The organism is Streptomyces sp. NPDC090021 (assembly GCF_044748225.1).
Lineage (GTDB): Bacteria > Actinomycetota > Actinomycetes > Streptomycetales > Streptomycetaceae > Streptomyces.
The window spans coordinates 13,153-37,837 of record NZ_JBIVFO010000058.1; the positions used below are offsets into that span (position 1 = coordinate 13,153).

Below are 24,685 nucleotides of genomic sequence, written 5' to 3' on the forward strand. Positions count from 1 at the left end.
ACATGAGCACCCTGCAGAGCGTCCCCGCCCTGGGCACGCACCCGACCGCCGGCGCGAACGCGAGCCGTGCCGAGACCCGCGAGCAGCTGGCGAAGGCCACGTACGACCTGCTGGTCATCGGTGGTGGAATCCTGGGCACCTCGGTGGCCTGGCACGCCGCGCAGTCGGGTCTGCGGGTTGCCATGGTGGACGCCGGCGACTTCGCCGGCGCCACCTCCTCGGCCTCCTCCAAGCTCGTCCACGGCGGCCTGCGCTACCTGCAGACCGGCGCGGTCAAGCTGGTCGCGGAGAACCACCACGAGCGGCGGGTGCTGGCCAAGGACGTGGCCCCGCACCTGGTCAACCCGCTCACCTTCTACCTGCCGGTCTACAAGGGCGGTCCGGTGGGTGCGGCCAAGCTGGGCGCGGGCGTCTTCGCCTACTCCGCCCTCTCGGCCTTCGGCGACGGCATGGGCAAGGTCATATCCCCCGCCCGTGCCGTCGCCGACAACCCCGGCCTGAAGACCGACAACCTCAAGGCCGTCGCGGTCTACTACGACCACCAGATGAACGACTCCCGCGTCGCCGTCATGACGGTCCGCGCGGCCGTCGAGTCGGGCGCCGTCGTCCTCAACCACGCCGAGGTCACCGGCCTGCGCAAGACCGGCGGCCGGGTCACCGGCGCCGAGCTCAAGGACCGCCTGGACGGCACCGAGTTCGGGATCGACGCCCGCGTCGTGCTCAACGCCACCGGCCCGTGGGTGGACCACCTGCGGCGCATGGAGGACAAGCACTCCATGCCGTCGATCCGCCTCTCCAAGGGCGCGCACATCGTCATGAAGCGCAAGTCGCCGTGGAAGGCCGCCATGGCCACCCCGATCGACAAGTACCGCATCACCTTCGCCCTCCCCTGGGAGGACCAGCTGCTGCTCGGCACCACCGACGAGGTGTACGAGGGCGACCCGGCGGACGTGCGCGCCACCGAGTCCGACATCCAGCAGATCCTGGACGAGGCGGCCTTCTCGGTGAAGGACGCCGACCTCGACCGCTCCCTGATGACGTACGCCTTCGCCGGCCTGCGCGTGCTGCCCGGCGGCCCCGGCGGCGTGGAGAAGGCCAAGCGCGAGACCGTCGTCTCCGAGGGCGCGGGCGGCATGCTGTCGGTCGCCGGCGGCAAGTGGACCACCTACCGCCACATCGGCCGCGTCGTCATGGACAAGCTCGCCAAGCTCCCGGGCAGCCCGCTGACCGAGGACATGGAGCCGGTGAAGTCCCTCGTGCGCCGCATCGCGCTGCCGGGCGTCGCCAACCCGAACGCGGTCGCGCACCGGCTGCTGGTGGACCGCGAGCCCGGCACCCGGATGGACCCGCTGACCGCGCGCCACCTGGCCTCGCACTACGGCTCCCTGGCCTTCGACATCGCCCGCCTCGCCAACGAGGACCCGGCGCTGGCCGAGCGCATCCACCCGGACGGTCCGGAGATCTGGGCGCAGGTCGCCTACGCCCGTGACCACGAGTGGGCCGAGACGGTCGACGACGTGCTGCGCCGCCGCACGACAGTGACCATCCGCGGCCTGGACGACGACGCCGTCAAGGCCCGGGTCGAGGAGATGCTGGCCCGCAAGGCATAGGCCTCACGCGGGTGGGGAAGAGGGGCGGTTCCGAGGGGAACCGCCCCTCTGTCGTGGGCTGTGGCCGACGTCCCTCCAAGGCTTAGGCTGACCCACGTACGCAAGGAACTTCGGAAGGAGACCTGGGTGATCGAGCTTGAGGGCGTGCCCGAGCTGATCGACCCGGTCATGGTGGCCGCGTTCGAGGGCTGGAACGACGCGGGTGACGCGGCCTCCGGTGCGGTCGCACACCTGGACCGGGAGTGGAAGGGCGAGGTCTTCGCGGCTCTGGACGCCGAGGACTACTACGACTTCCAGGTCAACCGGCCGACGGTGTGGCTGGACAACGGGGTACGGAAGATCACGTGGCCGACGACCCGGCTCTCGGTGGTCCGGATCGGCGGTGCCAAACCGCGCGACCTGGTACTGGTGCGCGGCATCGAACCGTCCATGCGGTGGCGGTCGTTCTGCAACGAGATCCTGGGCTTCGCGCACGAGCTGGGCGTGGAGATGGTCGTCATCCTCGGGGCGCTCCTCGGGGACACGCCGCACACCCGGCCGGTGCCGGTGAGCGGGGTCACCTCGGACGCGGACCTGGCGCGGACGATGGACCTGGAGGAGACCAGGTACGAGGGCCCGACGGGCATCGTGGGCATCCTCCAGGAGGCCTGTACGCACGCGGGGGTGCCGGCGGTGTCGCTGTGGGCGGCGGTGCCGCACTACGTGTCGCAGCCGCCGAACCCGAAGGCGACGCTGGCCCTGCTGAACCGGCTGGAGGACCTGATCGACATCAGGATCCCGCTGGGCGAGCTGCCGGAGGACGCGCGGGCCTGGCAGCTGGGCGTGGACCAACTGGCCGCCGAGGACAGTGAGGTGGCGGAGTACGTCCAGACGCTGGAGGAGGCGCGGGACACCGCGGACCTGCCGGAGGCCTCGGGCGACGCGATCGCCCGCGAGTTCGAACGTTACCTGCGCCGCCGCGACCCGGCGGCGGGCCCCGCGGCGGAGCCGGGTGACGGCTCGTACCTGCGGGAGACGAGCGGGCCTCTCCCACGGCCCCCGAAGCCGCAGCCGCCGGTGTCCCCACCGCAGCCGGAGGCTCCGCCGGAGGAGCCGGGCGAGGACACCCCGGAGGCATAGCCGGGCGGGGTGGGGCTCCGCCCATCCCGCACCCCGGATGCCGGCGAGGCCGGGTCTGCCGGCCCGTCCGGCGTTCGCGGACCGGCTCCGCGCGGCGGTGACCCGGACCGGTACGAACAACGCGATGCCCCCGGCCCAGGGCCGGGGGCATCGGCACACCGTCCGCAGACGGCTACAGGGCCACGCCCAGGAGGGCGTCCACGGTCCGGGAGATCAGGCCCGGGGCGGACTCGTCGTCGCCGTCGGTGGCGTTCTGGAGATCCACCCAGCGGTCCACGGCGGCCAGTGCCGCAGGGGCGTCCAGGTCGTTGGCCAGGGCCTCGCGGACCTCTTCGAGGACCGCGTCCGCCGGGATGCCGTCCGGCCGGGACACCGCCGCGCGCCAGCGCTCCAGCCGGGCCACGGCCTCGTCGAGGACGGCGTCCGTCCACTCCCAGTCCGCCCGGTAGTGGTGCGAGAGCAGCGCCAGGCGGATCGCCGCCGGGTCCACCCCGCCGCGGCGCAGCGCGGACACGAAGACGAGGTTGCCCTTCGACTTCGACATCTTCTCGCCGTGCAGGGCGACCATGCCGGCGTGGACGTACGCCTTGGCCATCGGGAACTCGCCCGTCAGGGCCTGCGCGTGCGACGCCCCCATCTCGTGGTGCGGGAAGGCGAGGTCGGAGCCGCCGCCCTGGATGTCGAAGCCCATGCCCAGGTGGTCCAGGGCGATCGCGACGCACTCGATGTGCCAGCCCGGCCGGCCGCGGCCCAGCGAGCCGCCGTCCCAGCTCGGCTCGCCCGGACGCGCCGCCATCCACAGCATCGGGTCCAGCGGGTTCTTCTTGCCCGGACGGTCGGGGTCGCCGCCCCGCTCCGCCGAGAGCAGCCGCATGGCCTCGGCGTCGAGGTGGGAGACGCCGCCGAAGTGCGGGTCGGCCTCGACCGAGAAGTAGAGGTCGCCCTCCAGCTCGTACGCGGCGCCCGCGTCCCGCAGCCGCTCGACCAGCGGCACGATGCCGGGTATGGCCTCGACGGCTCCGATGTAGTGCTGCGGCGGCAGCATCCGCAGGGCCGTCATGTCCTCGCGGAAGAGCGCGGTCTCGCGCTCGGCCAGCTCGGTCCAGTCGTGGCCGTCGCGCAGCGCCCGCTCCAGGAGCGGATCGTCCACGTCCGTGACGTTCTGGACGTAGTGGACCTGCCGCTTGGTGTCGAGCCACACGCGCTGCACGAGGTCGAACGCGTTGTAGGTCGCCGCGTGACCGATGTGGGTCGCGTCGTACGGGGTGATGCCGCAGACGTAGATACGGGCGACGGGACCGGGGGCGAGGGTGATCGTCCCCTGGGTCGCGGTGTCGTGGATCTGGAGGTCGCGGCCCTTGCCGGGAAGGGCGGGGACCTCAGAAGCGGGCCAGGCATGCATGTGTCGAGCCTAACCGGACGGATGTTCCGGAAACGAACTGGACCTGCAGTGTTGTCTTGATCGGCGCTCTTGCGGTCCGGCCGGTTCTGTGCGTACCGCCGATGGCCGGTTCAGACCGGTGGCCACGGGATCGACGGCCACTGCCCGGACGGCACCGGATGCGTTCCGGTCCGCAGCATGTGCGCCACCCGCTCCCGTACGGCGGCCAGCTCGGCCTCCGTGATCAGTTCGGCCAGCCGGGTGGCGAGGGGGGCTCCCTCGGCCAGTTCCGCGGCCAGCGCCGTGAGCGCCCCGCGGGCCTCGTCCGTCAGCGGCTCCCCCGCCCAGCCCCACAGCAGGGTGCGCAGCTTGTCCTCGGTGTGGAAGGTCACTCCGTGATCGATGCCGTAGATCCGTCCGTCGGGCGCGGGCAGCAGGTGCCCGCCCTTGCGGTCACCGTTGTTGATCACGGCGTCGAGGACGGAGAGCCGGCGCAGCCTCGGGTCGTCGGCGTGGACCAGCAGGGCGGTGCGGCCCTCGCCCACCTCCGCGAAGGCCACGGGCTTCCATCCCTCACCGGCCTCCTCGCCCTCGACCAGGGCGAGGAGCCCGTCCTCGGGGGAGTCGTCCTGCGGCTGCCGGGACTCGATCCACTGCTGGACCATGCCCTCGCCGTAGGGGCCGTCGCGCAGCACGGTGGCGGGCACCAGGCCCCATCCGGTGGCCTCGGAGACCAGGTAGGCGGCGACCTCGCGCTGGGCGAGGCTGCCGTCGGGGAAGTCCCACAGCGGCCGCTCCCCCTTGACCGGCTTGTAGACGCAGTCGGCGCTCGCCCCGTCGTACGTGACCGTGCACAACAGCACCGCGTTGGACGCCTCGCGGATCCGGCCGACGACGGTCAGCTCGCCCTTGGCGAGCAGTTCCTCCATGCGTCCCCGCGTGTGCCCCTGCATGTGTCCCTGCATGTCCCCCTGGCCCGTCACGCCTGGCGCCGGTAGCCGTTCTGGCGCGGGCACACGTGGCCCTCCGGGTCCAGCGGCAGACTGCACAGCGGACACGGCGGGCGGCCGGCGTTGACCACGTCCAGGGCGCGCTTGGCGAAGGCGCGGGCCTGGGCGCCGGTGAGGCGGACCCGCAGCATCGGCGGGCCGTTCTCCTCGTCCTGGAGCAGCCGCTCCTCCGCCTCGGCGAGGTCCTCGTCGGACTCGGCTTCGAGCTCCACCAGGGCCTGCGCCTCGACGATCATGCGCTGTTCCTCGCCGTCCCAGGCCAGGGCCATGGTGCCGACGCGGAACTCCTCCTCGACGGGCACGTCCAGCGGAGCCGTGTCGGCGGCCTCCGCGGGGGCCATGGCGGGGACCGGGGCGTTTCCGCCGGTGCGCCGCACGACCTCGTCCAGCAGCTCGTCCATCCGCTCGGCCAGCGCGGCGACCTGGGTCTTCTCCAGGGAGACGCTGGTGACGCGGGGGCCGGAGGAGGCCTGCAGGAAGAACGTACGGCGTCCCGGCAAGCCGACCGTGCCGGCCACGAAGCGGTCCGGCGGGTCGTAGAGGAACACCTGACGGGGCACGTCCAGTCTCCAAGTCTCGGCGGCGGGGGCGGATCTGCGCCCTTGTGTGGGCCCGTCCACCCTACTGCGCCGTGCGATCACGCCGCGCCCGCGCCGCCCCCCACGACGGCGTTCCCGGCGTCCTCGGAGTCCTTGTCGGAGGCGACGGCCTCGGGTGCGGCCGGTCGCCTCACGAGGGAGCCGAAGTCCCCGGTGTCGCCCAGCCGGAACACGAACGGGCGGGTCGGCGTGTAGCGGATCGCCGTCACCGAGCAGGGGTCGACGTGGATGCGCTGGAAGAGGTCCAGGTGCATGCCCAGGGCGTCCGCGACGAGCGACTTGATGATGTCGCCGTGCGAGCACATCAGGAAGACGGCGTCGGCGCCGTCGCTCTCCTCGATCCGCGCGTTCCAGTCCCGTACGGCGTCCACCGCGCGGGCCTGCATGGCCCGCATGGACTCGCCGCCGGGGAAGGCGGCCGCCGACGGGTGCTGTTGCACGATCTTCATCAGCGGTTCTTCGGAGAGTTCGGAGAGTTTGCGTCCGGACCAGTCGCCGTAGTGGCATTCGCCGATCCGCTCGTCCGTGTGGAGTTCCAGCTCGGGCCGCGCGGCCAGCAGGGGTGCCAGGGTCTCGCGGCAGCGCTGGAGCGGGCTGGTCACGGCGGCGGCGAGCGGCACGCCGGCCAGCCGTCCGGGGAGCGCGGCGGCCTGCTCGGCGCCGCGCTCGTCGAGGCCCACGCCGGGAGTCCATCCGGCGAGCAGCCCTGCGGTGTTGGCGGTGGACCGCCCGTGTCGTACGAGGATCAGCGTGGCCATGAGGGCCAGCGTAGGCGGTGCCGGACGGGTGCGGGCCCGTCGGTGGCGGGGGAGAATGTTCGGCGTGATCGTCGACTGCGCGCTCTACCGGGACGGGCGTCGCGCCGAGGCGCCGGAGGACTTCTCGGACGCCCTGGACGAGGCCCGGGCGAGCGGTGACGCCTTCCTCCGGATCGGCACGTACGAGCCGACCGAGGCGGAGTTCGATCACGTCCGCCGGGAGTTCGGCCTGCATCCGCCGGCGGTGGAGGACGCGCTCAACGGCGGCGAGGCGGGCGCACGGTCAGGCGTATTCGGGGGTGGTGAGGGGCTCGCCGCCCAGGGCGTTGCGCCGCTGCGGCATCCGCAGGGCGACCATCCGGTGCCAGCCGCTGAAGCGCTCGTACGCGTACATCCCGCGGATGCCGGCGGCCAGCAGGGCCGCCTTCGGCGCGGGCCAGTGCAGCAGCCGTCCCATGTGGTCCATGACGGCGAGGCTCACGTCGCGGTAGACGGCGATCTCGGCGAGCGCGCTCTCGCGCAGCACCCGATGGATGGTCCTGCCGTGCCCGGCGCGGGCCAGCCGCAGCAGTTCCTCGTGGCAGTAGGCGAGGTGGTTGTCCTCGTCGTTGCTGATCATGTGGATGGCCTTGCCCACCACGGGGTGGTCGCCGAAGTACTTGACCAGCATGTCCATCTGGTCGGCGGCGCGCTGCTCGGTGACCCGGCTGTGGGCGAGGTAGACGACGATGTCGTCCTCGGTGAGCGCCTCCTGCCGGCGCAGCTTGTCGTGGGCCAGTCCGATGCCGCGGCGTTCGAGCAGCATCGTGTAGTCGGTCTCGGGCGGTACGGGGACGGCCTGCAGGCCGCGTTTGCGCAGCAGGGCGTGGAAGATCCGGCCGTGCTTGTCCTCGTCGGCGCCGTGCCGGGTGATCTTGGGTGCGAGGTCGCGCATGGCGTCCGGCACCAGGGCCGCGATACGGGCGTTCTCCCAGCCGCCCTGGGCTTCCCCGCTGGCGGCGATGGAGCAGAACAACTGGAAGGCGTCGTCGTTGTCGACGATCTCCTGGAACAGGCTGCGGGCAGAGAGCATGCAACGAGTCAAACGCCGCTCCGCGGGGCGGGCAACCGCGAGGTGTCACCACTCGTCCGAATGAACGAACCTCCACGCCGGGCGCCGTGCGTAACCCCGCGGGCGTCCGGCGCGTTGTTGGCTGTGTCGGCCGTGGCGGGGAAGACCCCCCGAGCCCCCACCACGGCCGCAGAACCTCCTCGCGGCAGCCGGCTCAGGCGAGGCCCGCGAGCTCCATGGCCTCGGTGCCGGCGCGCAGGGCGGCGATCCGCTCGTCCAGGGTGAAGCCGGCCGGGGCCAGCGTGAGGGTGGTGACGCCGGCCTCCGCGTAGGCCCGCATCCCGTCGGCGATCCGCGCGACGGGGCCGAGCAGCGTCGTCGAGTCGATCAGCGAGTGCGGGACGGCCTCGGCCGCGCCGGTCTTGTCACCGGCCAGGTACTTGTCCTGGATCTCGGCGGCTTCCTTCTCGTAGCCCATGCGCTGGGCCAGCTGGTTGTAGAAGTTCTGCTTCCGGCTGCCCATGCCGCCCACGTACAGGGCGGTGTACGGGCGGAACATGTCGGCGAGGGCGGTCACGTCCTCGCCGAGGGCCAGCGGCACGGTCGGGCAGACGTCGAAGCCGTCCATGGTCAGCCCGGCCTTCTCCCGGCCCGCCCGGATGTGGGTGAGCGCGGTGGCCTCCAGGTGCTCGGCGGCCGGGAAGATCAGCAGGGCGCCGTCGGCGATCTCGCCGGTCTGCTCCAGGTTCCTGGGCCCGATGGCGGCGATGTAGAGCGGGATGTGCTCGCGCTCGGGGTGCACGGTCAGCTTGATCGGCTTGCCCGGACCGCCCGGCAGCGGCAGGGTCCAGTGCTCGCCCTCGTAGCTCAGCCGCTCGCGCGACATGGCCTTGCGGACGATCTCCACGTACTCGCGGGTGCGGGCGAGCGGCTTGTCGAACGTGACGCCGTACCAGCCCTCGGAGACCTGCGGGCCCGAGACGCCGAGGCCGAGGCGGAAACGGCCCTTGGTGAGGGAGTCCAGGGTGGCCGCCGTCATGGCGGTCATGGCGGGCTGGCGGGCCGGGATCTGCATGATCGCGGAGCCGACGTCGATACGCTCGGTCTGGGCGGCAACCCAGGAGAGCACGGTCGGGGCGTCGGATCCGTACGCCTCGGCGGCCCAGCAGACGTCGTATCCGAGGCGGTCGGCCTCCTGGGCGACAGCGAGGTTGTCGGCGTCCATGCCCGCGCCCCAGTAACCGAGATTGATGCCGAGCCGCATGTGTCGTCCCCTTACCGGTGTACCGATCAGTAACGTTGGTGTGCGGGGACTGTAGCGCGCCCGGGCGCTCCACGTCAGCGCCCCAGTAGTCTCAGCGCTCATGGAGCAGAGGCATCTCGGCCGCACCGGACTGCGCGTCTCCCGGATCGGCCTCGGCACCCTCACCTGGGGCCGCGACACCGGCGAGGAAGCCGCCGCCGAACAGGTGAAGACGTTCTGGGAGGCGGGCGGCACCCTCGTCGACACCGCCGACGTGTACGGCGGCGGGGAGGCGGAGTACCTCCTGGGGCGGCTGGTGGGCGGGCTCGTCCCGCGCCGGGACCTGGTCATCGCGACCAAGGCGGGCAGCGTCCGGGACCCGGACCGGCGCTTCGACGGCTCGCGCGGCCATCTGCTGGCGGCCCTCGACGACTCGCTGGACCGGCTGGGCACCGACTACGTCGACCTCTGGCAGGTGCACGCCTTCGATCCGGTGACGCCGGTGGAGGAGACCCTGCAGGCCCTCGACCTGGCGGTGAGCAGCGGCCGGGCCCGGTACGCCGGAGTGGCGGGCTTCTGCGGCTGGCAGCTGGCGAAGGCGGCGACCTGGCAGCTCACGGCTCCCGGGGTGCGGACCCGGATCGCCTCGACGCAGATGGAGTACTCCCTGCTGCAGCGCGGCGTCGAGCGGGAGGTGCTGCCGGCCGCGCTGGACCTGGGGGTCGGCCTGCTGCCCTCGTCCCCGCTGGGGCGCGGAGTGCTGACGGGCAAGTACCGGGAGGGCACTCCGGCCGACTCCCGGGGCGCCTCGCCGGCCCTGTCCGCGCTGGTGGAGCCGTATCTGGACGACGCGGCGGCCGGGATCGTGGACGCGGTGGTCACGGCGGCGCAGGGGCTGGCCGTGACTCCGCTCCAGGTGGCGCTGGCGTGGGTCCGGGACCGGCCGGGGGTGGTCGCGCCGATCGTCGGTGCGCGGACGTCGGCGCAGCTCGCGGCGGCGTTGTCGGTGGAGGCGCTTAGTCTTCCCGAGGAGATCTGCCGGGCGCTGGACGACGTCTCGGCGCCGGAGCACCGCTATCCCGATCAGGACTGGAGCACGCTGTGAGCACGGACCGTCAGGCCGAAGCCGAAACCGCTGACGCGGAAGACCCGGCGGGGCCGCAGGCCGGCGCGGGCGAGCCCGAGACCGACACCGCTGACGCGGAAGACCCGGCGGGGGCACAGCCCGGGGACGGAGCCGACGCACAGAGCCCGGCGGGGCCGCAGGCCGGCGCGGGCGAGCCCGAGACCGACACCGCTGACGCGGAAGACCCGGCGGGGGCCCAGCCCGGGGACGGAGCCGACGCACAGAGCCCGGCGGGGCCGCAGGCCGGCGCGGGCGAGCCCGGGGGCGACACCGCCGGCCCGGAGAACCTGGCAGGGGCACAGCCCGGGGACGGAGCTGACGGCGCTGAGGCAGCGTCTGCGGCCGGAGACGGGGGGCCGGGGGCGGAGCCCCCGGTTTCGGGAAGGGGCGGGGTGGGGGAAAGCCCAGCAGGGCACACCCCCGAGGCCGACACCGCTGCCGCGGACGGCCCGGACGAGGCGCAGGACGGGCCGGAGGCCGAGCCCGCCGCAGGCGAGGACGCCGAGCCCGCCGCAGGCGGCGGGCTCAGTGAGGCTCAGGCCGAGCTGGCCGCGCAGAAGATCGAGCGGGAGCGGATCGCCCGCCGCAAGGCCGAACGGGAGCACCCCGTCGACGCCGGTGCCAAGCTCAGCGGGAAGGCCGCCGACCTGCTGGCCGCCGTACGGGCCGTGGAGAGCGGCGCGAAGCCCTCCGCCGTCCACTTCGACGAGGCCCCCGCCGCGCCCCGCAAGGCGGCCCCCGCTCCTGCGGCACCCCGGCCTGCCGCTCCGGCGCCGCAGGCGGCCCCCGTACCCTCCGCCGACGCCGTCGACGGCGTACGAGCCGTCCTGGCCCGCGGTGGTGCTCCCGAGTCGCTGGCCGGTCCCGTGGCCGCGGCCCTGGGCGACGGCGCGGCCGAGGAGCTCGCGGAGAACCCGTGGCGGCTGCTGGCCGTACCCTCCGTACGGCCGACGCAGGCGGACGGCTTCGCCCGTGCGCTGCTGGGCGCCGGGGCCGGTCCCGGGGACGCGCGCCGTACGGCCGTCCTGGTGGGCTGGCTGCTGGACCAGGCCGGCCTGAAGGGCCACACCGCGCTGGAGGCCCCGGTCCTGGAGAAGGCCCTGGCCCAGTACGGCGTGCCCGATCCGGCCGAGGCGCTGGAACAGGCCATCGCGGAGGCTTCGGTGCTGGTCTTCCACGAACCCCTGGGCCCGCCGGTGGAGGAGGGCGAGGAACAGCCGGTACGGATCCTCGTGGGGCTGGAGGGCGCCGCGATGGCCGAGGAGAGCCTGGCCGACGGCCTGGCCCGGCTGTCCGGCACCTTTGCCGGCCCGGCCGACTGGGAGCAGGCCGCCTCGGCCGCGCCGGACCGGTCCTCCGGCGAGCTGATCCGCGCGGTCGCCGGCCACGGTCTGGTCACCCACACCGGTGGTGAGGCCGCCCGGGCCGAGCCGCTCGCGCTGGCCGCGGCGGCCCGTGAGCTGGGCCTGCGCGTCTGCGTGGCCGCGCACGCGTCCGGCGGCGGCCCGGACGCGGTGACGGTGGCGGGGCTGCTCGCCGGCCGGGAGGGCCCCGGGCGGGACGAGGACGGGCAGTTCGCGCTGGACCTGATGGTCGTGCTGGACGCACCGCAGCTGGATGTGGAGAGCGCGGCCGCGCTGGTCGAGGGCGTCCCGGACGGGGCCCGGCTGGTCCTGTCCGGCGACCCCGGAGTGCTCGGTTCCGCCGGAGCGGGGCGGGTGTTCGCCGATGTGCTGGCGGCGCGTACCTGCCCCCAGCTGGTCTCCCGCACCCCGGACCCGGGTCCCCTCGGTGAGCTGGTCTCGGGTGTGGGGATCGGAAAGCTGAACCAGGTCGACGCCCCCGGCAAGGAGGTCGTCATCGTCCCCGTGAAGGACGCCGGCGAGGCGGTGCACCGCGCCGTGCAGCTGGTCGCCGAGTCGGTGCCGCGGGTCTTCGGGGTCCCCGCGGACGGCGTTCAGGTGATCACTCCGGGGCACGGCGGCCCCGCGGGGACGCGGGCGTTGAACGCCGCGCTGAAGGAGCGGCTCAATCCCGGTCCGGGCCGGTTCGGCGGCTTCGACCCCGGCGACCGGGTGGTCCACGTGCCGTCCCCGGGGCGGGCCCTGCCGGCCCGTGTGGTGTCGGCGGACGCGCAGGGGCTGCACCTGGAGCGTGCGGGCGCGCGGACCGTCGTACCGAAGGAGCTCGTCGAGTCCCAGGTACGGCACGGCTGGGCGGTGACGGCCCATCAGGCGGTGGGCTCGCGCTGGCCGGCGGTGGTCGTGGTCCTGCCGGGCGACGCGGCGCAGGCCCTGTCCCGGGACTGGGTGTACACGGCGTTCGGGCGGGCCGAGCGGCACCTGTCGGTGGTGCACGGCGTCGACCAGGCGCTGCCGCGCGCGGTCGCCGAGGTGCTGCCCAAGCCGCGGACGACGCGGCTGACGGGCCTGCTGAAGTCCCTCGCCGAGGCGGGCGAACAGCCGGACCAGTAGTCGGCCGTGGCCTCCCGCCCCGCGGGGCGGGAGGCCACGGCCGGGCCGCGCCGGTGCGCGGCCACGCTGTCAGGCGGGGGTCAGTCCCGGCCGGGTGGTCCGCCCCCCGTGCCGGTCCTGGTCCTGCGCCGGGTCCTGCGCCCGGTCCTCGATGTCGTCGAACTCATCGGTCTCCTCGTCGAAGACGGAGCTGACGTCGAAGCGGTGCAGCACGTCCTGCGCGTCGATGTGCCCGAAGGGCGAGCCCAGCCACTCCCCCGGTTCCGTCATCTCCTCCGAGGCGGCGATCCAGAGCGTGGAGTCGCCCTCCTCCAGCCCGAAGTCCTTGGAGCGGGAGGCGATCTCGTCGGGTTCGTACTCCCCGAAGAGCACGCCGAGGGCGTCCGCGGTGCCGCCGTCGTGGGCGAAGTCGGCGTCCAGGTCGTGCGCGGCGACCCGTTCGGCCTGCGCGATCAGCCGCGCGGGTTCGACGACGGCGTAGTCGCGGCGGATGAGCACGCTGAAGGCGGCGGGTTCGGCGGGGCCGGTGTACGGGACTCCGTCCTCGGGCGTCGGGATCTCGAAGGGCGTGACCTCGCCGTAGCGGTCGTAGAGGAGTTCGTCGTACTCCTCGGCGGCGGTGGCGAGTTCGTTGAAGGCGGCGTAGACGTCCGGATCCTCGTCCCCGATCCTGCGCTCGACCGCGGCGAGGTGGCGGTCGATCGCGGCCTTGACCGCCTCGGCGGCGGCGCGGACCTCGGCAACAGTGGGCAGAGCGGCATCAGACATAGAGCAGACGCTATCCGTAGCAGGGCTGTGCCCGCACAATAGATGCGATGCCGGAATACGAATTTGTCGACGTGTACGTGCCCCGCGGGGTGCCTCGCAAGGAGGCCACCCGCCTGCTGACCGACCATGCCGAGTACGGGAACTGGGAGATCGACCGGCTGAGTCTGCACCGGGACGGCAGCCGCCGCGTGCGGCTGCGCCGCCGGATCATCCGTCAGGTCCGCGCCACCTGGTGAACGCGGGCCCCGGGGGCGGGGCCCGCGTGGTGAACGTCCGTCAGGCGGCGTTCCTGGCACGCCGGTAGAGCACGGTGCCGGCGAGCAGCAGGCCACCCGCGATCGGGAGGCCGGCGGTCAGGACGTCGCCGGACCCGGTCGCGGCGAGACCGGGGTTCACCCCGATGCCGGTTCCCGTACCGGGGGTACCCGTGCCGGGGTTGGCCGGGGTGCCGGGGGTACCCGTGCCCGGGTTGGCCGGGTTGCCGGGGTTACCCGGATTCCCAGAGTTCCCGGGGTTGCCCGGGTTACCGGGATTGCCGGGGTTGCCCGGGTTACCCGGATTCCCGGGGTTCCCAGGGTTACCGGGGTTGCCCGGGTTACCTGGATTCCCGGGGTTACCGGGGTTGCCCGGGTTACCCGGGTTACCTGGATTCCCGGGGTTACCGGGGTTACCGGGGTTACCGGGGTTACCGGGGTTACCGGGGTTACCGGGGTGGTCGTCGCACGGTTCACCGTCGCCCGGGTTCCCGGGGTGGCCGGGATTACCGGGGTGCCCGGGGTGGCCGGGGTGGCCGGGGTGGCCCGGCCTGCCGTGGCCCGAACCGTTGGCGCAGTGGTTCCCGAAGGCCAGGTTGAGGCCCCCCACCACCGTCACCGTGTTCCCGCAGGCGTTCACCGGGGCGTCCACGGGCGCCTGCACGGTGTTCCCGGACAGCAGGCCCGGAGAGTTCTTGGCATGGCCCGAAGCGCCGGAATCCGCGTGTGCCTGGCCCCCGGCCAGCGCGAGGACACCCCCCGCGGCAGCCATGGTGATCAGGGTCTTCCTGGTGACCTGTGCCGGTCGTCGCATCTGTACTCGTCCCCTGGTGTGTACGTGTCGGCCGCGCGCTCGAAGGCCCGGCCGCCCAGGCTCCCCCGCCTGGTACTCCGAAAAGTGGCTCCGGGCCGTAAAAGCCCGGTGGCCCCGGAGCGCTGGATTGCGCTCCGGGGCCGAAGACTTCAGACGCGTCAGGCGTTGACGCAGGTGTTGCCGAAGGCCGGGTTCAGCAGGCCGATGACGGACACGGTGTTACCGCAGACGTTGACCGGGACGTGGACCGGGACCTGGACGACGTTGCCGGACAGGACACCCGGGGAGCCGATGGCCGCACCCTGGGCACCCGCGTCGGCGACGGCCAGACCCGCACCCGCGAGAACCAGACCACCGGTGGCAGCCGCAGCGGCGACAACCTTCTTGAGCATTGTTCCTCCTAGTAGGCAAAGTGCGGTCCCAGCCGCGGACCGCACCACCTGTAACGAGGAAGGATCACCAGGGCTACGAGCGTATGAGTGCATTCACTCTTCTCAGTGGAATGCGCACACCTTCTCGAATGTCAGGCGTTGTCGATGAACCGGTCGAGCACGCGTACCCCGAACTTCAGCCCTTCCACCGGCACCCGCTCGTCCACGCCGTGGAACATCCCGGCGAAGTCCAGCTCCGGCGGCAGCTGCAACGGCGCGAAGCCGAAGCAGCGGATGCCGAGGTCGTCGAAGGACTTCGCGTCCGTACCGCCCGAGAGCATGTACGGGACCGCCCGCGCGATCGGGTCCTCCGCCTTCAGGGCACCCTGCATCGCCTCGACCAGCCGGCCGTCGAAGTCCGTCTCCAGCGCCTTGTCGCCGTGCACGTCCTCCCGCTTCACGCGGGGGCCGAGGATGCGGTCGAGGTCGGCGAAGAACTCGTCCTCGTAGCCCGGCAGGAAGCGTCCGTCCACGTGGGCCGTCGCCTGGCCGGGAATGACGTTGACCTTGTAGCCGGCGCCGAGCATCGTCGGGGCCGCCGAGTTGCGCAGGGTCGCGCCGACCATCTTGGCGATGCCGCCGAGCTTGGCGAGCGTGGCGTCCATGTTGTCCGGGTCCAGGGGGGTGCCGAGCGCGTCCGAGAGCTCGTCCAGGAAGGACCGTACGGTCTTGGTCACGCGCACCGGCCACTGGTGGCGGCCGAGCCGGCCCACGGCCTCGCACAGCTCCGTGATGGCGTTGTCGTTGTTGGTCATGGAGCCGTGGCCGGCGGTGCCCTCCACCGTGAGCCGCATCCAGTGCATGCCCTTCTGGGCGGTCTCCACGAGGTAGAGCCGGAGGTTCTCGTTCACGGTGAAGGAGAACCCGCCGACCTCGCCGATCGCCTCCGTGACGCCCTCGAACAGCCCAGGGTGCTTGTCGACGAGGTGGCGGGCTCCGTAGATGCCGCCCGCCTCCTCGTCGGCGAGGAAGGCCAGCACGATGTCCCGCGGGGGCTTGCGGCCGCTGCGCATCCGGTCGCGGACGACGGCCAGCGTCATCGCGTCCATGTCCTTCATGTCGACGGCGCCGCGGCCCCACACGCAGCCGTCGGCGATCTCGCCCGCGAACGGGTCGTACGTCCAGTCCGCCGCATTGGCCGGAACCACGTCGGTGTGCCCGTGGATCAGCAGCGCGGGCCGCGAGGGGTCCTCCCCCTCGATCCGCGCCACCGTCGAGGCGCGGCCCTTGTGCGATTCGAAGATCTGCGGCTCCAGCCCGACCTCGGCGAGCTTCTCGGCGACCCACTCCGCCGCCTTGCGCTCCCCGGGGCCCGAGTGGTCTCCGTAGTTGCTGGTGTCGATCCGGATGAGGTCCCGGCAGAGGTCGACGACCTCGTCCTCGCCGGAGACGGTCTTGCCCGCGCTCGCCTGGCTCACGCTGCTTCCTCCCACTGATCCACTCAGTACCGAACCCTCCCATCCTCCCGCCCCCGGGCCGCTCTCCCCAAGGGCGATCCCCGGCCGTCGGGGGGTGTGATCGAGGACCCCCGCCGTTTGGTAGTGTTTTCCTCGTCGGAACGGCCCGCGAGGGACGGACGGCACTCACCCGGTCCGGGTGGCGGAATGGCAGACGCGCTAGCTTGAGGTGCTAGTGCCCTTTATCGGGCGTGGGGGTTCAAGTCCCCCCTCGGACACCAACGGAAGGACCCCGCTTCGGCGGGGTCCTTCTTCGTTCCCGGAGGCCGCCGCCGCCGGCCCCGGGCTCGCGGCGGCGACCCCGGAATGTTTGGTAGTGTTTCGCTCGTCGCAACGGCCCGCGGGGCCGGAGGACACACACCCGGTCCGGGTGGCGGAATGGCAGACGCGCTAGCTTGAGGTGCTAGTGCCCTTTATCGGGCGTGGGGGTTCAAGTCCCCCCTCGGACACCACGGCGAGAGGCCGGTCAGGAGAAGTCCTGACCGGCCTCTCGTGCGTTTGCGGCCACCCCGGGGGCGGAGGCGGCGTACGTACACCGCCGCCCCGTACGCCGCCGGTCCGTACGCCGCCGGTCCGTACGCGGCGGCTCCCGTGCCCGTCGGCGCCCGTCTCCGCGGTTCGGGGCGCCCTCCGGGCCCCCGGCGGCCCTGCCGCGCGGAGTCCGGGTGGGCGCGGCCGAGAGCCCGGGCCCGGCGGCCCGGGGGCGAACGGCGAGACCCCCCGCGCGGGACGGGGGTCCGGCGCGGGGGGTCTCGTGGACTGCGGGGGCGGTGCCGGGGGTCAGTCGCGGGTGGCGGCCAGTTCGGCGACGCGGCCGCGGACCAGGAACCAGCCGCCCACCAGGGCGGCGGCGATGACCGGGACGAGCATGACCGTGGTGCGGCCGACGCCGCCGTCGCTCCACATCAGGACCAGGACCGTGGCGAGGAAGGCCAGGGTCACGATCTGGGTGTAGGGGGCCCAGGGCAGGCGGTAGGACGGGCGGGAGACCAGGCCGCTCTTCGAGCGGCGCCAGAAGAACAGCGAGCAGAGCATGACCATGCCCCAGGTGCCGAGGATGCCGACGGAGGCGAGGTTGAGGACGATCTCGAACGCCTCGCCGGGCATCCAGTAGTTCAGGCCGACGCCTGCGACGCCGAAGGCCGCGGTGAACAGGACGCCGCCGTAGGGGACCTTGCCCTTGTTCATGACGCCGGTGAACTTCGGGGCGGAGCCGGACAGGGCCATCGAGCGCAGGATGCGGCCGGTGGAGTACAGGCCCGAGTTGAGCGAGGAGAGGGCGGCGGTCAGGACGACCAGGTTCATGATGCCCGCGGTGCCGGGGATGCCCAGCTTGTCGAAGACGGTCACGAACGGGGACTGGTCGGCGGAGTAGGCGGTGTACGGGAGCAGCAGGGCCAGCAGGACGACCGAGCCGACGTAGAAGACGCCCACGCGCCACATGATGGAGTTGATCGCCTTCGGCATGATCTTCTCCGGGTTCTCGGTCTCGCCCGCGGCGACGCCGCACAGCTCGACGGAGGCGTACGCGAAGACGACGCCCTGGACGACCAGGAGCATCGGGAGGACGCCGGAGGGGAAGAGGCCGCCGTTGTCGGTGATGGTCGCGAGGCCCGGGGTGTGGCCGTCGATCGGGTGGCTGGTGGCGACCAGGTAGATGGCGACCAGCATGAAGATCACCAGGGCGCTGACCTTGACGATGGAGAACCAGAACTCCATCTCGCCGAAGTACTTCACCGAGATCAGGTTCGCGGTGAGGACGATGGCGAGCGCGATGAACGCGAGGACCCACTGGGGTACGTCGGTGAACGCGGACCAGTAGTGGGCGAACACGGCGGCGGCCGTGATGTCGGCCACGGTGGTGGTGGACCAGTTCAGGAAGTACAGCCAGCCGGCGGTGTACGCGCCCTTCTCGCCCATGAACTCGCGGGCGTAGGAGACGAAGGCGCCGGAGGAGGGCCGGTAGAGGACGAGTTCGCCGAGGGCCCGGACCACGAAGAAGGCGAAGACGCCGCACACGGCGTAGGCGATCGCAAGGGAGGGGCCGGCGCCGGCGAGGCGGCCGCCCGCGCCGAGGAACAGGCCGGTGCCTATCGCTCCGCCGATCGCGATCATGTTGATGTGGCGGGACTTGAGGTCCTTGCTGTAACCCTCGTCACCGGCGTCGACATGGCGGGAGGACGCCGGGGCGGGTGCCTCGGTCAAGGTGCGGTCACTCATCTACGACTTCGCCTTCGTGGGTGGGACAGGCAGCCCGGACGGCCTCGCAGGGGAGCTGGGTAGTGTCCCCTGTGATGCGTTCCGGGTGTTTTGATCGCCATAGGAGACCACGAGGCTCTGCCAGCCGCCAAAATCGCCCTCTGCACGCCGAAGCCCCCGACGACCTTGGAAACGGGCGTCGGGGGCTTCGTAGGGCCTCGAAAGTGAGGTCAGTCGGCGGGTTTGGTGTCGGCTGCCTGATCGAGGCGGAAGGCCTCGTTGCCCAGTCCGATGCGGGCGTGGACCTCGGGGCGGCTGCGCCGCAGGAGCACCCCGTAGAGCACCCCGACGACGACGGCGGCGCCGATGACACCGGGCAGGGCCCAGCTGAGTGCGGAGCCCTTCTCGGCGCCGACGAGGACGCCGAAGTCCTTCACGGTGTAGCCGGCGATGGCGAGCAGGGCGAGGCCCGCGGCGCCGGCCGCGACGAGCCGACAGACCTGGGCTCCGGCGGTGCCGCGGCGGACGAAGAAGGCGATCACGGCGAAGGAGGCGGCGGCCATGAGGAGCGTCACACCGAGGGCGCCGACGCTGCCCATCCAGGTGAACAGGTGCAGGACGGGGGCGGTGGGGTCGCCGGCCGGCAGGTCGTCGGTGACCGCGAAGGCGAGGACGACGAGGGTGGCGACGGCGGTCTGGAGCAGCGAGCCGGTGGCGGGGGCGCCGGTGCCGGCGTTGGTGCGGCCGAAGGCGGCCGGGAGCAGGCCCTCGCGGCCCATGGCGAAGGCGTAGCGGGCGACGACGTTGTGGAAGCTGAGCATGGCGGCGAACATGCCGGTCACGAACAGGACGTGCAGGACGTCGGTGAAGGCAGTGCCGAGGCGGGCCTCGGTCAGCTGGAAGAGCAGGCCGGGACCGGCCTCGCCGGCCGCCCTGACGACCTCGCCGGGGCCGGTGGCGACGGTGAGGGCCCAGGCGCTGAAGGCGAAGAAGAGGGCGACGAAGCCGACGGCGAGGAACATCACGCGGGAGACGACGATGTGCGGCCTGCTGGTCTCCTCGGCGTACACCGGGGACTGCTCGAAGCCGACGAAGGCGGCGATGCAGAAGCACAGGGCGGTGCCGAAGCCGGCTCCGGCGAGGGTCTCGGGGTTGAAGGCGTGGAGCGAGAGGCCTTCGGGGCCCGGCTCGACGAGGGCCGCGGCGTCGAAGACGACGACCAGGGCGCACTCGATCAGGAGGAGGACGCCGAGGACCTTGGCGTTGAGGTCGATCTTGAGCCAGCCGAGTGCACCGGTGACGGCGACGGCGAGCAGGGCGGGGATCCACCAGGCCAGCTCGATGTCCAGGTACGTGGCGAAGAGGCTGGAGATCTCGAAGCCGAGGATGCCGTAGACGCCGACCTGCATGGCGCTGTACGCGACGAGGGCGACGAGCGAGGCGGCGGCGCCCGCGGTGGGGCCGAGGCCGCGGGCGATGTAGGCGTAGAAGGCGCCGGCGTTGTGGACGTGGCGGCTCATCTCGGCGTAGCCGACGCTGAACAGCGCGAGGACGAGGCCCAGGATGACGAAGAGCAGGGGCTGTCCTACGACACCCATCAGGCCGAAGGTCGTGGGCATGACACCCGCGACCACCATGAGGGGTGCGCTCGCGGCGAGTACGGACAGCAGCAGGCCCGCGGTGCCGAGGCGGTCGGCGCGCAGCGCGCGGTCCTGGCCCTTGTAGGTGCGTATCTCGGCCGGTTCCTGGAGCGTGGTGGATCTGCCCGTCGGCATGGCGGCGTCCTTTCGGGGGCGCGGTTCTTTCGGGGGCGGATGGGGAGGGGAGCGGGGTTGCGTCGAGGGGGGTCAGGCGGTGCCGAGCGCGACGTTGCGCGCCGCGAGGAACGCCTTCTGCGGGTCCCGGTCGGGATAGGACCAGGGGGCGCGGGTGGCGTGGCTGCCGATGCGGTGGAAGAGCGCGGCGGCCTCGGCGGGGCGGCCCTCGCAGAGTTTGGCGTGGGCGAGGAAGTTGAGGTCGACCCGGTTGCGGGGGTGGTCGTCGCGCTCCCATTCGAGCCACCAGTCGAAGGCGGAGCGCAGGACCTGGCGGGCGCGGCGGCCCTCCCAGTGCGCGGCGGCCGCCTCGGGGGTGTGGCCCTGCGTGGCGGCGAGCACCCGGTAGCGCTCGGCGTGCGCGACGACGGGGAGCACGGCCAGGGGTGAGTCGGCCGGGGACTCCTCGGCGGCCCAGGCCGCGAAGTCGTAGACCTCGTGGAGGGGGCCCTGGGCGGGGCTGATGGTGCGTTCGGCCAGCCTGGCCACCATGAGGTGGTGGGCGTGGTGGTGCTCGCGGTGACGGGCCCGGACCTGGTCGAAGTGGCGGCTGAACTCCTCCTCGGTACCGAAGGCGCGGGAGAGCAGGAGCAGTCCGAGCCAGGGCGTGGGGTCGTCGGGGAGCAGGGTGGCGGCCCGGCGGCAGGCCTCTTCGGCCGCGGCCGGGGTGCCCTTGTTGCGCAGGGCGCCGAAGACGGCGGCGCAGGCGAGGAGGGTGGCGGCGTCGGCGCTGTCCGGTTCGGCGAGCAGCCACTCGCGGGCCCAGGCGGTGGCCGCCGGGGTCTGGGCGAGGACGACGACGCGGTGGCCCCGGCGGTCCCAGTCGTCGCCGGTGCCGACGAGGAGGGAGCGGACCCTGGCCCAGCGCCCCTGGGCGAACTGGGTTCGTACGTCGATGAGTTGGGCGTCGCAGAGGGCCGGGTCGAAGAGCTGGGCGTCCCGCTTGCGGGCGCGGCCGAGGGGCGGCGGCGGCGGGGACATCCGCGGGTTTCCCTCCAGGACGCGGGCGGACGGGGGATCGGGGTCGGTGGCGGCCGTGGCACGCGCAGGGCGCGCGCGGCCGGTGGGGCGGGCGGTCGGGCTGAGTTCCGGGGATCGTGCCGGTGGGGCTCGCGAGGAGCTCGGCGGAAGCCCCGGCGGAACTCCGGAGGAGGTGCGGTGGAACGCGAGGGGTCGCCGGGGGCACGGGCGGAATTCGGTCGGAACTCCGGTACGCACTCCGGTGATCACTCACAGCAAAGCGGTAGGCGCAGCTCCGAGTCAAGGTCCAGTCCACTGCGTGGCGGGTTTCAACTGCTCTGACGGACGTGCCAGTTGTGCCCGCGATATTCGTTCCGGGCCTCCGCGGGCCGCGCCGTAGGGTGGCCGTATGACTGCATATGGCGATCTTCCCCCGTACCTTCTGGGGTTCCCCGGCGCGTTGCGCGACCAGTTGGTCGCGGCCGTGCTGAGCGGGGCGAAGACCAGCACCACCGGCCTGCTCGCCGAGTACGAGACGGAGCGGGAACCGCTGCCGGATCCCGGCTCCCGGTCCCTGCTGGTCGACTCCGACGAGCGCGGGGTGGCGGTGGTGGAAGTGACGGCCGTGGAGGTGCTGCGGCTCGCCGACGTGGCGCTGGAGCACGCGCTCGACGAGGGGGAGGGGTACACGTCGGTGGCCGAATGGCGTACGGCGCACGAGGAGTTCTGGCACAGCGAGCCGGTGCGGACGGTGATCGGCGACCCGGGGTTCACGGTCGACGACGACACCCTCGTCGTCGCGGAGCGGTTCCGGGTCACCGAGCGTCTGGCCTGACGCGGCCCGCGCCCATGGCACGTCCCGGGCCGCCCGGCCGGCCCGCCGCCGCGGCCCCCGCACGTGCCGGGCGATCGCAGGCCCGCGCACGTCGGTGGCCCGTCCGGCCACCGACACGCCGCGGCCGGTCCCGGCAGGGCCGGGCAGCCACCCGGGCGCGGGCCGGTGCAGGCCGGGTGGGCCGGGCAGCCGCCCGTGCAGGCCGGGGGCGGGCGGACCGGGCGGACCGGGGCAGGTCGCGCGGGGCCGGGGCACGCTGGGCGGACCAGGGCAGGCCGGGACGGGCGGACCGGGGGCGGGCGGGGCAGCCGCCCGGGTGCAGGCCGGGCGAATCGGGGCAGGCCGCTCCGGACCGGTGCACGCCGGGGCAGGCCGGGCCGGGCGGGACGGGACGGGTGGGCCCGGCATGCGCGTACCGCGTGCGTCGGCTCAGGCCACCGCGCGGGCCGCGGCCCGGCCCGCCGCGCGGCCCGAGAAGACGCAGCCGCCGAGGAAGGTGCCCTCCAGGGCTCGGTAGCCGTGGACCCCGCCGCCGCCGAACCCGGCGGCCTCGCCCGCGGCGTAGACGCCGGGCAGCGGCTCGCCCGTCCCCGTCAGGACCCGGGAGGAGAGGTCGGTCTCCAGCCCGCCCAGCGACTTGCGGGTCAGGATGGAGAGCCGTACCGCAATCAGCGGACCGGCCCCGGGGTCGAGGATCCGGTGCGGGGCGGCGGTGCGGATCAGTTTGTCGCCGAGGTACCGGCGGGCGCCGTGGATGGCCGTCACCTGGAGGTCCTTGGTGAAGGGGTTGGCGATCTCCCGGTCACGGGCCACGATCTCGCGCCGGACGGTGGCCTCGTCGAGGAGGTCCTCCTTGGTCACCGCGTTCATGCCGCGCACGAGGGCGGACAGGTCGCGCTCGACGACAAAGTCGGCGCCGTTGTCCATGAAGGCCTTGACCGGGCCGGGTACGGCCTGGCGGGCCCGGTTGACGACGCCACGCACCGAACGGCCGGTGAGGTCCGGGTTCTGCTCGGAGCCGGAGAGGGCGAACTCCTTGCCGATGATGCGCTGGTTGAGCACGAACCAGGTGTGGTCGTGGCCCGTCCTCATGATGTGGTCGAGCGTGCCGAGGGTGTCGAAGCCGGGGAAGAGCGGTACGGGCAGCCGCTTTCCGGTGGCGTCCAGCCAGAGCGGGGACGGGCCGGGGAGGATGCGGATCCCGTGCCTGGCCCAGATCGGGTCCCAGTTCTGGATGCCCTCGGTGTAGTGCCACATCCGGTCCTTGTTGATGTGGCTGGCGCCCGCCGCCTCCGCGATGCCCAGCATCAGGCCGTCGACGTGCGCGGGGACCCCGGAGAGCATCCGCTCGGGCGGGGTGCCGAGCCGGGCGGGCCACTGGGCGCGTACGAGGTCGTGGTTGCCGCCGATGCCGCCGCTGGTGACGATCACGGCCTGGGCCCGCAGGGAGAAGGATCCGGTGACCTCGCGGCTGCTGGCGGTGCCCCGTACGGCGTCGGAGGGTTCCAGGATCTCGCCGGTGACGGTGTCCACGGTGCCGGCGGTGGCGGCCAGCCCGGTCACCCGGTGCCGGAACGCGAGGCGGACCAGGCCGCGGGCGACGCCCTCCCGTACCCGCCGTTCGAACGGCTCCACCAGTCCGGGGCCGGTGCCCCAGGTGATGTGGAAGCGGGGGACCGAGTTGCCGTGGCCGTTCGCGTCGTAGCCGCCGCGCTCGGCCCAGCCGACGACGGGGAAGAAGCGGACGCCGCGGGCGTGCAGCCAGGGGCGCTTCTCCCCGGCCGCGAAGTCGACGTAGGCCTCGGCCCAGCGGCGTGGCCAGGCGTCCTCCTCGCGGTCGAACCCGGCGGTGCCCAGCCAGTCCTGGAGGGCGAGGTCCCGGCTGTCCTTGATCCGCATCCGCCGCTGCTCGGGCGAGTCCACGAGGAACAGCCCGCCGAAGGACCAGTGCGCCTGGCCCCCGACGGAACGTTCCGGCTCCTGGTCGAGCAGGATGACCTTGCGGCCCGCGTCGACAAGCTCCGCGGTGGCCACGAGGCCCGCGAGCCCGGCTCCGATCACGATCACGTCTGCGTCGTACGTCATGCGGATACCCGTCCTCCGTCGCTGGTGGGGCAGATCCTTTGCTACGGGGCGGTAACCAGTCAACAGCGGTGCTTGGATGGACCTGTGAGTGCCGCTGATGAAGTACTGGACGTGGTGGACCGGGAGGACCGGGTCACCGGGCAGGCCCCGCGGGGCGAGGTGTACGCCCGCGGGCTGATCCACCGCTGTGTGTTCGTGCTGGCCAGGGATGCGCAGGACCGGATCTTCGTACACCGGCGGACCGCTTCGAAGCTCGTCTTCCCCTCGCACTACGACATGTTCGTGGGCGGGGTGGTGGGTGCCGGCGAGAGCTACGAGCGGGCCGCGCTGCGGGAGGCCGGGGAGGAGCTGGGCGTACGGGGGCTGCCCCGGCCGGAACCGCTGTTCACGTTCCTGTACGAGGGTCCGGGCGGTGCCTGGTGGTCCGCCGTGTACGAGGTGCGGTGCGCGCTGCCGGTGGCCCCGCAGGTCTCCGAGGTGGACTGGCACGCCTTCCTCACGCGGGAGGAGCTGGAGCGGCGGATCGGGGACGGGGAGTGGCCCTGGGTGCCGGACGGGCTGGAGGCCTACCGGCGGCTGCGCGCGCGTCCGGACTCCCGCCATTGAAGTGCTCTCCTCCCTTCGCAAGCTCAGGAAGGAGATTCCCGTCTACCTTGCGGTGACAGGCTTGACGCCGCGAGTGCGCCTGTCGACTGCC

20 protein-coding genes, 2 tRNA genes and 2 pseudogenes are annotated in these 24,685 nt (G+C 72.9%); 10 read left to right on the forward strand and 14 right to left on the reverse strand.

From position 1 onward, the window contains the following. Nucleotides 1-2 precede the first annotated feature (2 nt). A complete protein-coding gene (locus ACIPXC_RS32205) occupies nt 3-1,610 on the forward strand; it encodes an FAD-dependent oxidoreductase (RefSeq protein ID WP_392575990.1) in 1,608 nt (535 codons plus the stop codon). A gap of 126 nt (nt 1,611-1,736) precedes the next feature. After that, entirely contained in the window at nt 1,737-2,729 is a 993-nt protein-coding gene (locus tag ACIPXC_RS32210; RefSeq protein ID WP_401625222.1) for a PAC2 family protein, read from the forward strand. Nucleotides 2,730-2,901: 172 nt separating this feature from the next. Here the strand turns inward: ACIPXC_RS32210 and mshC are convergent, their stop codons facing one another. From mshC to ACIPXC_RS32230, 4 genes are all read right to left on the reverse strand, one after another. Then, entirely contained in the window at nt 2,902-4,131 is a 1,230-nt protein-coding gene (mshC, locus tag ACIPXC_RS32215) for a cysteine--1-D-myo-inosityl 2-amino-2-deoxy-alpha-D-glucopyranoside ligase (protein WP_401625225.1), read from the reverse strand. Between the two features lie 110 nt (nt 4,132-4,241). Continuing rightward, nucleotides 4,242-5,126 (reverse strand): SCO1664 family protein, encoded by an 885-nt coding sequence (locus ACIPXC_RS32220; protein ID WP_401625227.1) that lies wholly within the window; start codon nt 5,124-5,126, stop codon nt 4,242-4,244. Continuing rightward, nucleotides 5,090-5,680, reverse strand: a complete 591-nt coding sequence (locus ACIPXC_RS32225) for a DUF3090 domain-containing protein (RefSeq protein ID WP_266937681.1) — start codon at nt 5,678-5,680, stop codon at nt 5,090-5,092. The genes ACIPXC_RS32220 and ACIPXC_RS32225 overlap by 37 nt, the downstream gene beginning before the upstream one ends. Nucleotides 5,681-5,757: 77 nt before the next feature. Then, nucleotides 5,758-6,477, reverse strand: coding sequence for a histidine phosphatase family protein (locus ACIPXC_RS32230; protein WP_401625230.1), 720 nt, complete (start codon nt 6,475-6,477; stop codon nt 5,758-5,760). Between the two features lie 55 nt (nt 6,478-6,532). Between ACIPXC_RS32230 and ACIPXC_RS32235 the strand changes: the two are divergent. Then, nucleotides 6,533-6,736: pseudogene (locus ACIPXC_RS32235) on the forward strand (magnesium transporter CorA); the annotation flags it as partial. Nucleotides 6,737-6,760: 24 nt separating this feature from the next. Here ACIPXC_RS32235 and ACIPXC_RS32240 read toward each other — a convergent pair. Together ACIPXC_RS32240 and ACIPXC_RS32245 are read right to left on the reverse strand one after the other, a co-directional pair. Continuing rightward, nucleotides 6,761-7,549: a ferritin-like domain-containing protein gene (locus ACIPXC_RS32240; protein ID WP_401625233.1), complete on the reverse strand. Its 789-nt coding sequence runs from the start codon at nt 7,547-7,549 to the stop codon at nt 6,761-6,763. A gap of 193 nt (nt 7,550-7,742) precedes the next feature. Further along, the gene (locus ACIPXC_RS32245; protein WP_401625236.1) at nt 7,743-8,792 is read right to left on the reverse strand and encodes an LLM class F420-dependent oxidoreductase; all 1,050 of its coding nucleotides are present in this window, start codon (nt 8,790-8,792) and stop codon (nt 7,743-7,745) included. 100 nt (nt 8,793-8,892) lie between these two features. Here ACIPXC_RS32245 and ACIPXC_RS32250 point away from each other — a divergent pair, with 100 nt between their 5' ends. Further along, complete coding sequence (locus ACIPXC_RS32250) at nt 8,893-9,876, forward strand: aldo/keto reductase (protein ID WP_401625239.1); 984 nt, start codon at nt 8,893-8,895, stop codon at nt 9,874-9,876. A gap of 413 nt (nt 9,877-10,289) precedes the next feature. Continuing rightward, a complete protein-coding gene (locus tag ACIPXC_RS32255; protein ID WP_401625241.1) occupies nt 10,290-12,371 on the forward strand; it encodes an ATP-binding domain-containing protein in 2,082 nt (693 codons plus the stop codon). A gap of 69 nt (nt 12,372-12,440) precedes the next feature. Here the strand turns inward: ACIPXC_RS32255 and ACIPXC_RS32260 are convergent, their stop codons facing one another. Further along, nucleotides 12,441-13,139 (reverse strand): hypothetical protein, encoded by a 699-nt coding sequence (locus ACIPXC_RS32260; RefSeq protein WP_401625243.1) that lies wholly within the window; start codon nt 13,137-13,139, stop codon nt 12,441-12,443. Nucleotides 13,140-13,186: 47 nt separating this feature from the next. Here ACIPXC_RS32260 and ACIPXC_RS32265 point away from each other — a divergent pair, with 47 nt between their 5' ends. Continuing rightward, nucleotides 13,187-13,375: a DUF5703 family protein gene (locus ACIPXC_RS32265; protein WP_030037337.1), complete on the forward strand. Its 189-nt coding sequence runs from the start codon at nt 13,187-13,189 to the stop codon at nt 13,373-13,375. Nucleotides 13,376-13,973: 598 nt separating this feature from the next. On the opposite strand, the pseudogene ACIPXC_RS32270 reads toward ACIPXC_RS32265, so the two are convergent. From ACIPXC_RS32270 to ACIPXC_RS32280, 3 genes and pseudogenes are all read right to left on the reverse strand, one after another. After that, nucleotides 13,974-14,207: pseudogene (locus tag ACIPXC_RS32270) on the reverse strand (chaplin); the annotation flags it as partial. Between the two features lie 158 nt (nt 14,208-14,365). After that, nucleotides 14,366-14,599 (reverse strand): chaplin ChpH, encoded by a 234-nt coding sequence (gene chpH, locus ACIPXC_RS32275; protein ID WP_401625246.1) that lies wholly within the window; start codon nt 14,597-14,599, stop codon nt 14,366-14,368. 131 nt (nt 14,600-14,730) lie between these two features. Further along, nucleotides 14,731-16,056, reverse strand: coding sequence for a M20/M25/M40 family metallo-hydrolase (locus ACIPXC_RS32280; RefSeq protein WP_030963735.1), 1,326 nt, complete (start codon nt 16,054-16,056; stop codon nt 14,731-14,733). A gap of 172 nt (nt 16,057-16,228) precedes the next feature. Between ACIPXC_RS32280 and ACIPXC_RS32285 the strand changes: the two genes are divergently transcribed. Together ACIPXC_RS32285 and ACIPXC_RS32290 are read left to right on the forward strand one after the other, a co-directional pair. After that, a tRNA-Leu gene (locus tag ACIPXC_RS32285) sits at nt 16,229-16,316 on the forward strand. A gap of 143 nt (nt 16,317-16,459) precedes the next feature. Then, nucleotides 16,460-16,547, forward strand: a tRNA-Leu gene (locus tag ACIPXC_RS32290). 328 nt (nt 16,548-16,875) lie between these two features. On the opposite strand, the gene ACIPXC_RS32295 is transcribed toward ACIPXC_RS32290, so the two are convergent. The 3 genes from ACIPXC_RS32295 to ACIPXC_RS32305 form a co-directional block, all read right to left on the reverse strand. Then, entirely contained in the window at nt 16,876-18,315 is a 1,440-nt protein-coding gene (locus ACIPXC_RS32295; RefSeq protein ID WP_401625249.1) for an amino acid permease, read from the reverse strand. A 209-nt stretch (nt 18,316-18,524) separates the two neighbouring features. Further along, the gene (locus ACIPXC_RS32300; RefSeq protein ID WP_401625251.1) at nt 18,525-20,069 is read right to left on the reverse strand and encodes an APC family permease; all 1,545 of its coding nucleotides are present in this window, start codon (nt 20,067-20,069) and stop codon (nt 18,525-18,527) included. Nucleotides 20,070-20,141: 72 nt separating this feature from the next. Further along, on the reverse strand, nt 20,142-21,089 hold the full coding sequence (locus tag ACIPXC_RS32305; RefSeq protein WP_401625253.1) for a hypothetical protein: 948 nt from the start codon (nt 21,087-21,089) through the stop codon (nt 20,142-20,144). A gap of 388 nt (nt 21,090-21,477) precedes the next feature. On the opposite strand from ACIPXC_RS32305, the gene ACIPXC_RS32310 reads away from it, so the two are divergent. Continuing rightward, nucleotides 21,478-21,903, forward strand: a complete 426-nt coding sequence (locus ACIPXC_RS32310; RefSeq protein ID WP_401625256.1) for an ASCH domain-containing protein — start codon at nt 21,478-21,480, stop codon at nt 21,901-21,903. A 429-nt stretch (nt 21,904-22,332) separates the two neighbouring features. Here the strand turns inward: ACIPXC_RS32310 and ACIPXC_RS32315 are convergent, their stop codons facing one another. Continuing rightward, nucleotides 22,333-23,988 carry an FAD-binding dehydrogenase gene (locus tag ACIPXC_RS32315; RefSeq protein ID WP_401625259.1) on the reverse strand — a complete coding sequence of 552 codons (1,656 nt, stop codon included), beginning with the start codon at nt 23,986-23,988 and terminating at the stop codon, nt 22,333-22,335. An 84-nt stretch (nt 23,989-24,072) separates the two neighbouring features. Between ACIPXC_RS32315 and ACIPXC_RS32320 the strand changes: the two genes are divergently transcribed. Next, a complete protein-coding gene (locus ACIPXC_RS32320; RefSeq protein WP_401625261.1) occupies nt 24,073-24,594 on the forward strand; it encodes an NUDIX hydrolase in 522 nt (173 codons plus the stop codon). Nucleotides 24,595-24,685: the final 91 nt, after the last annotated feature.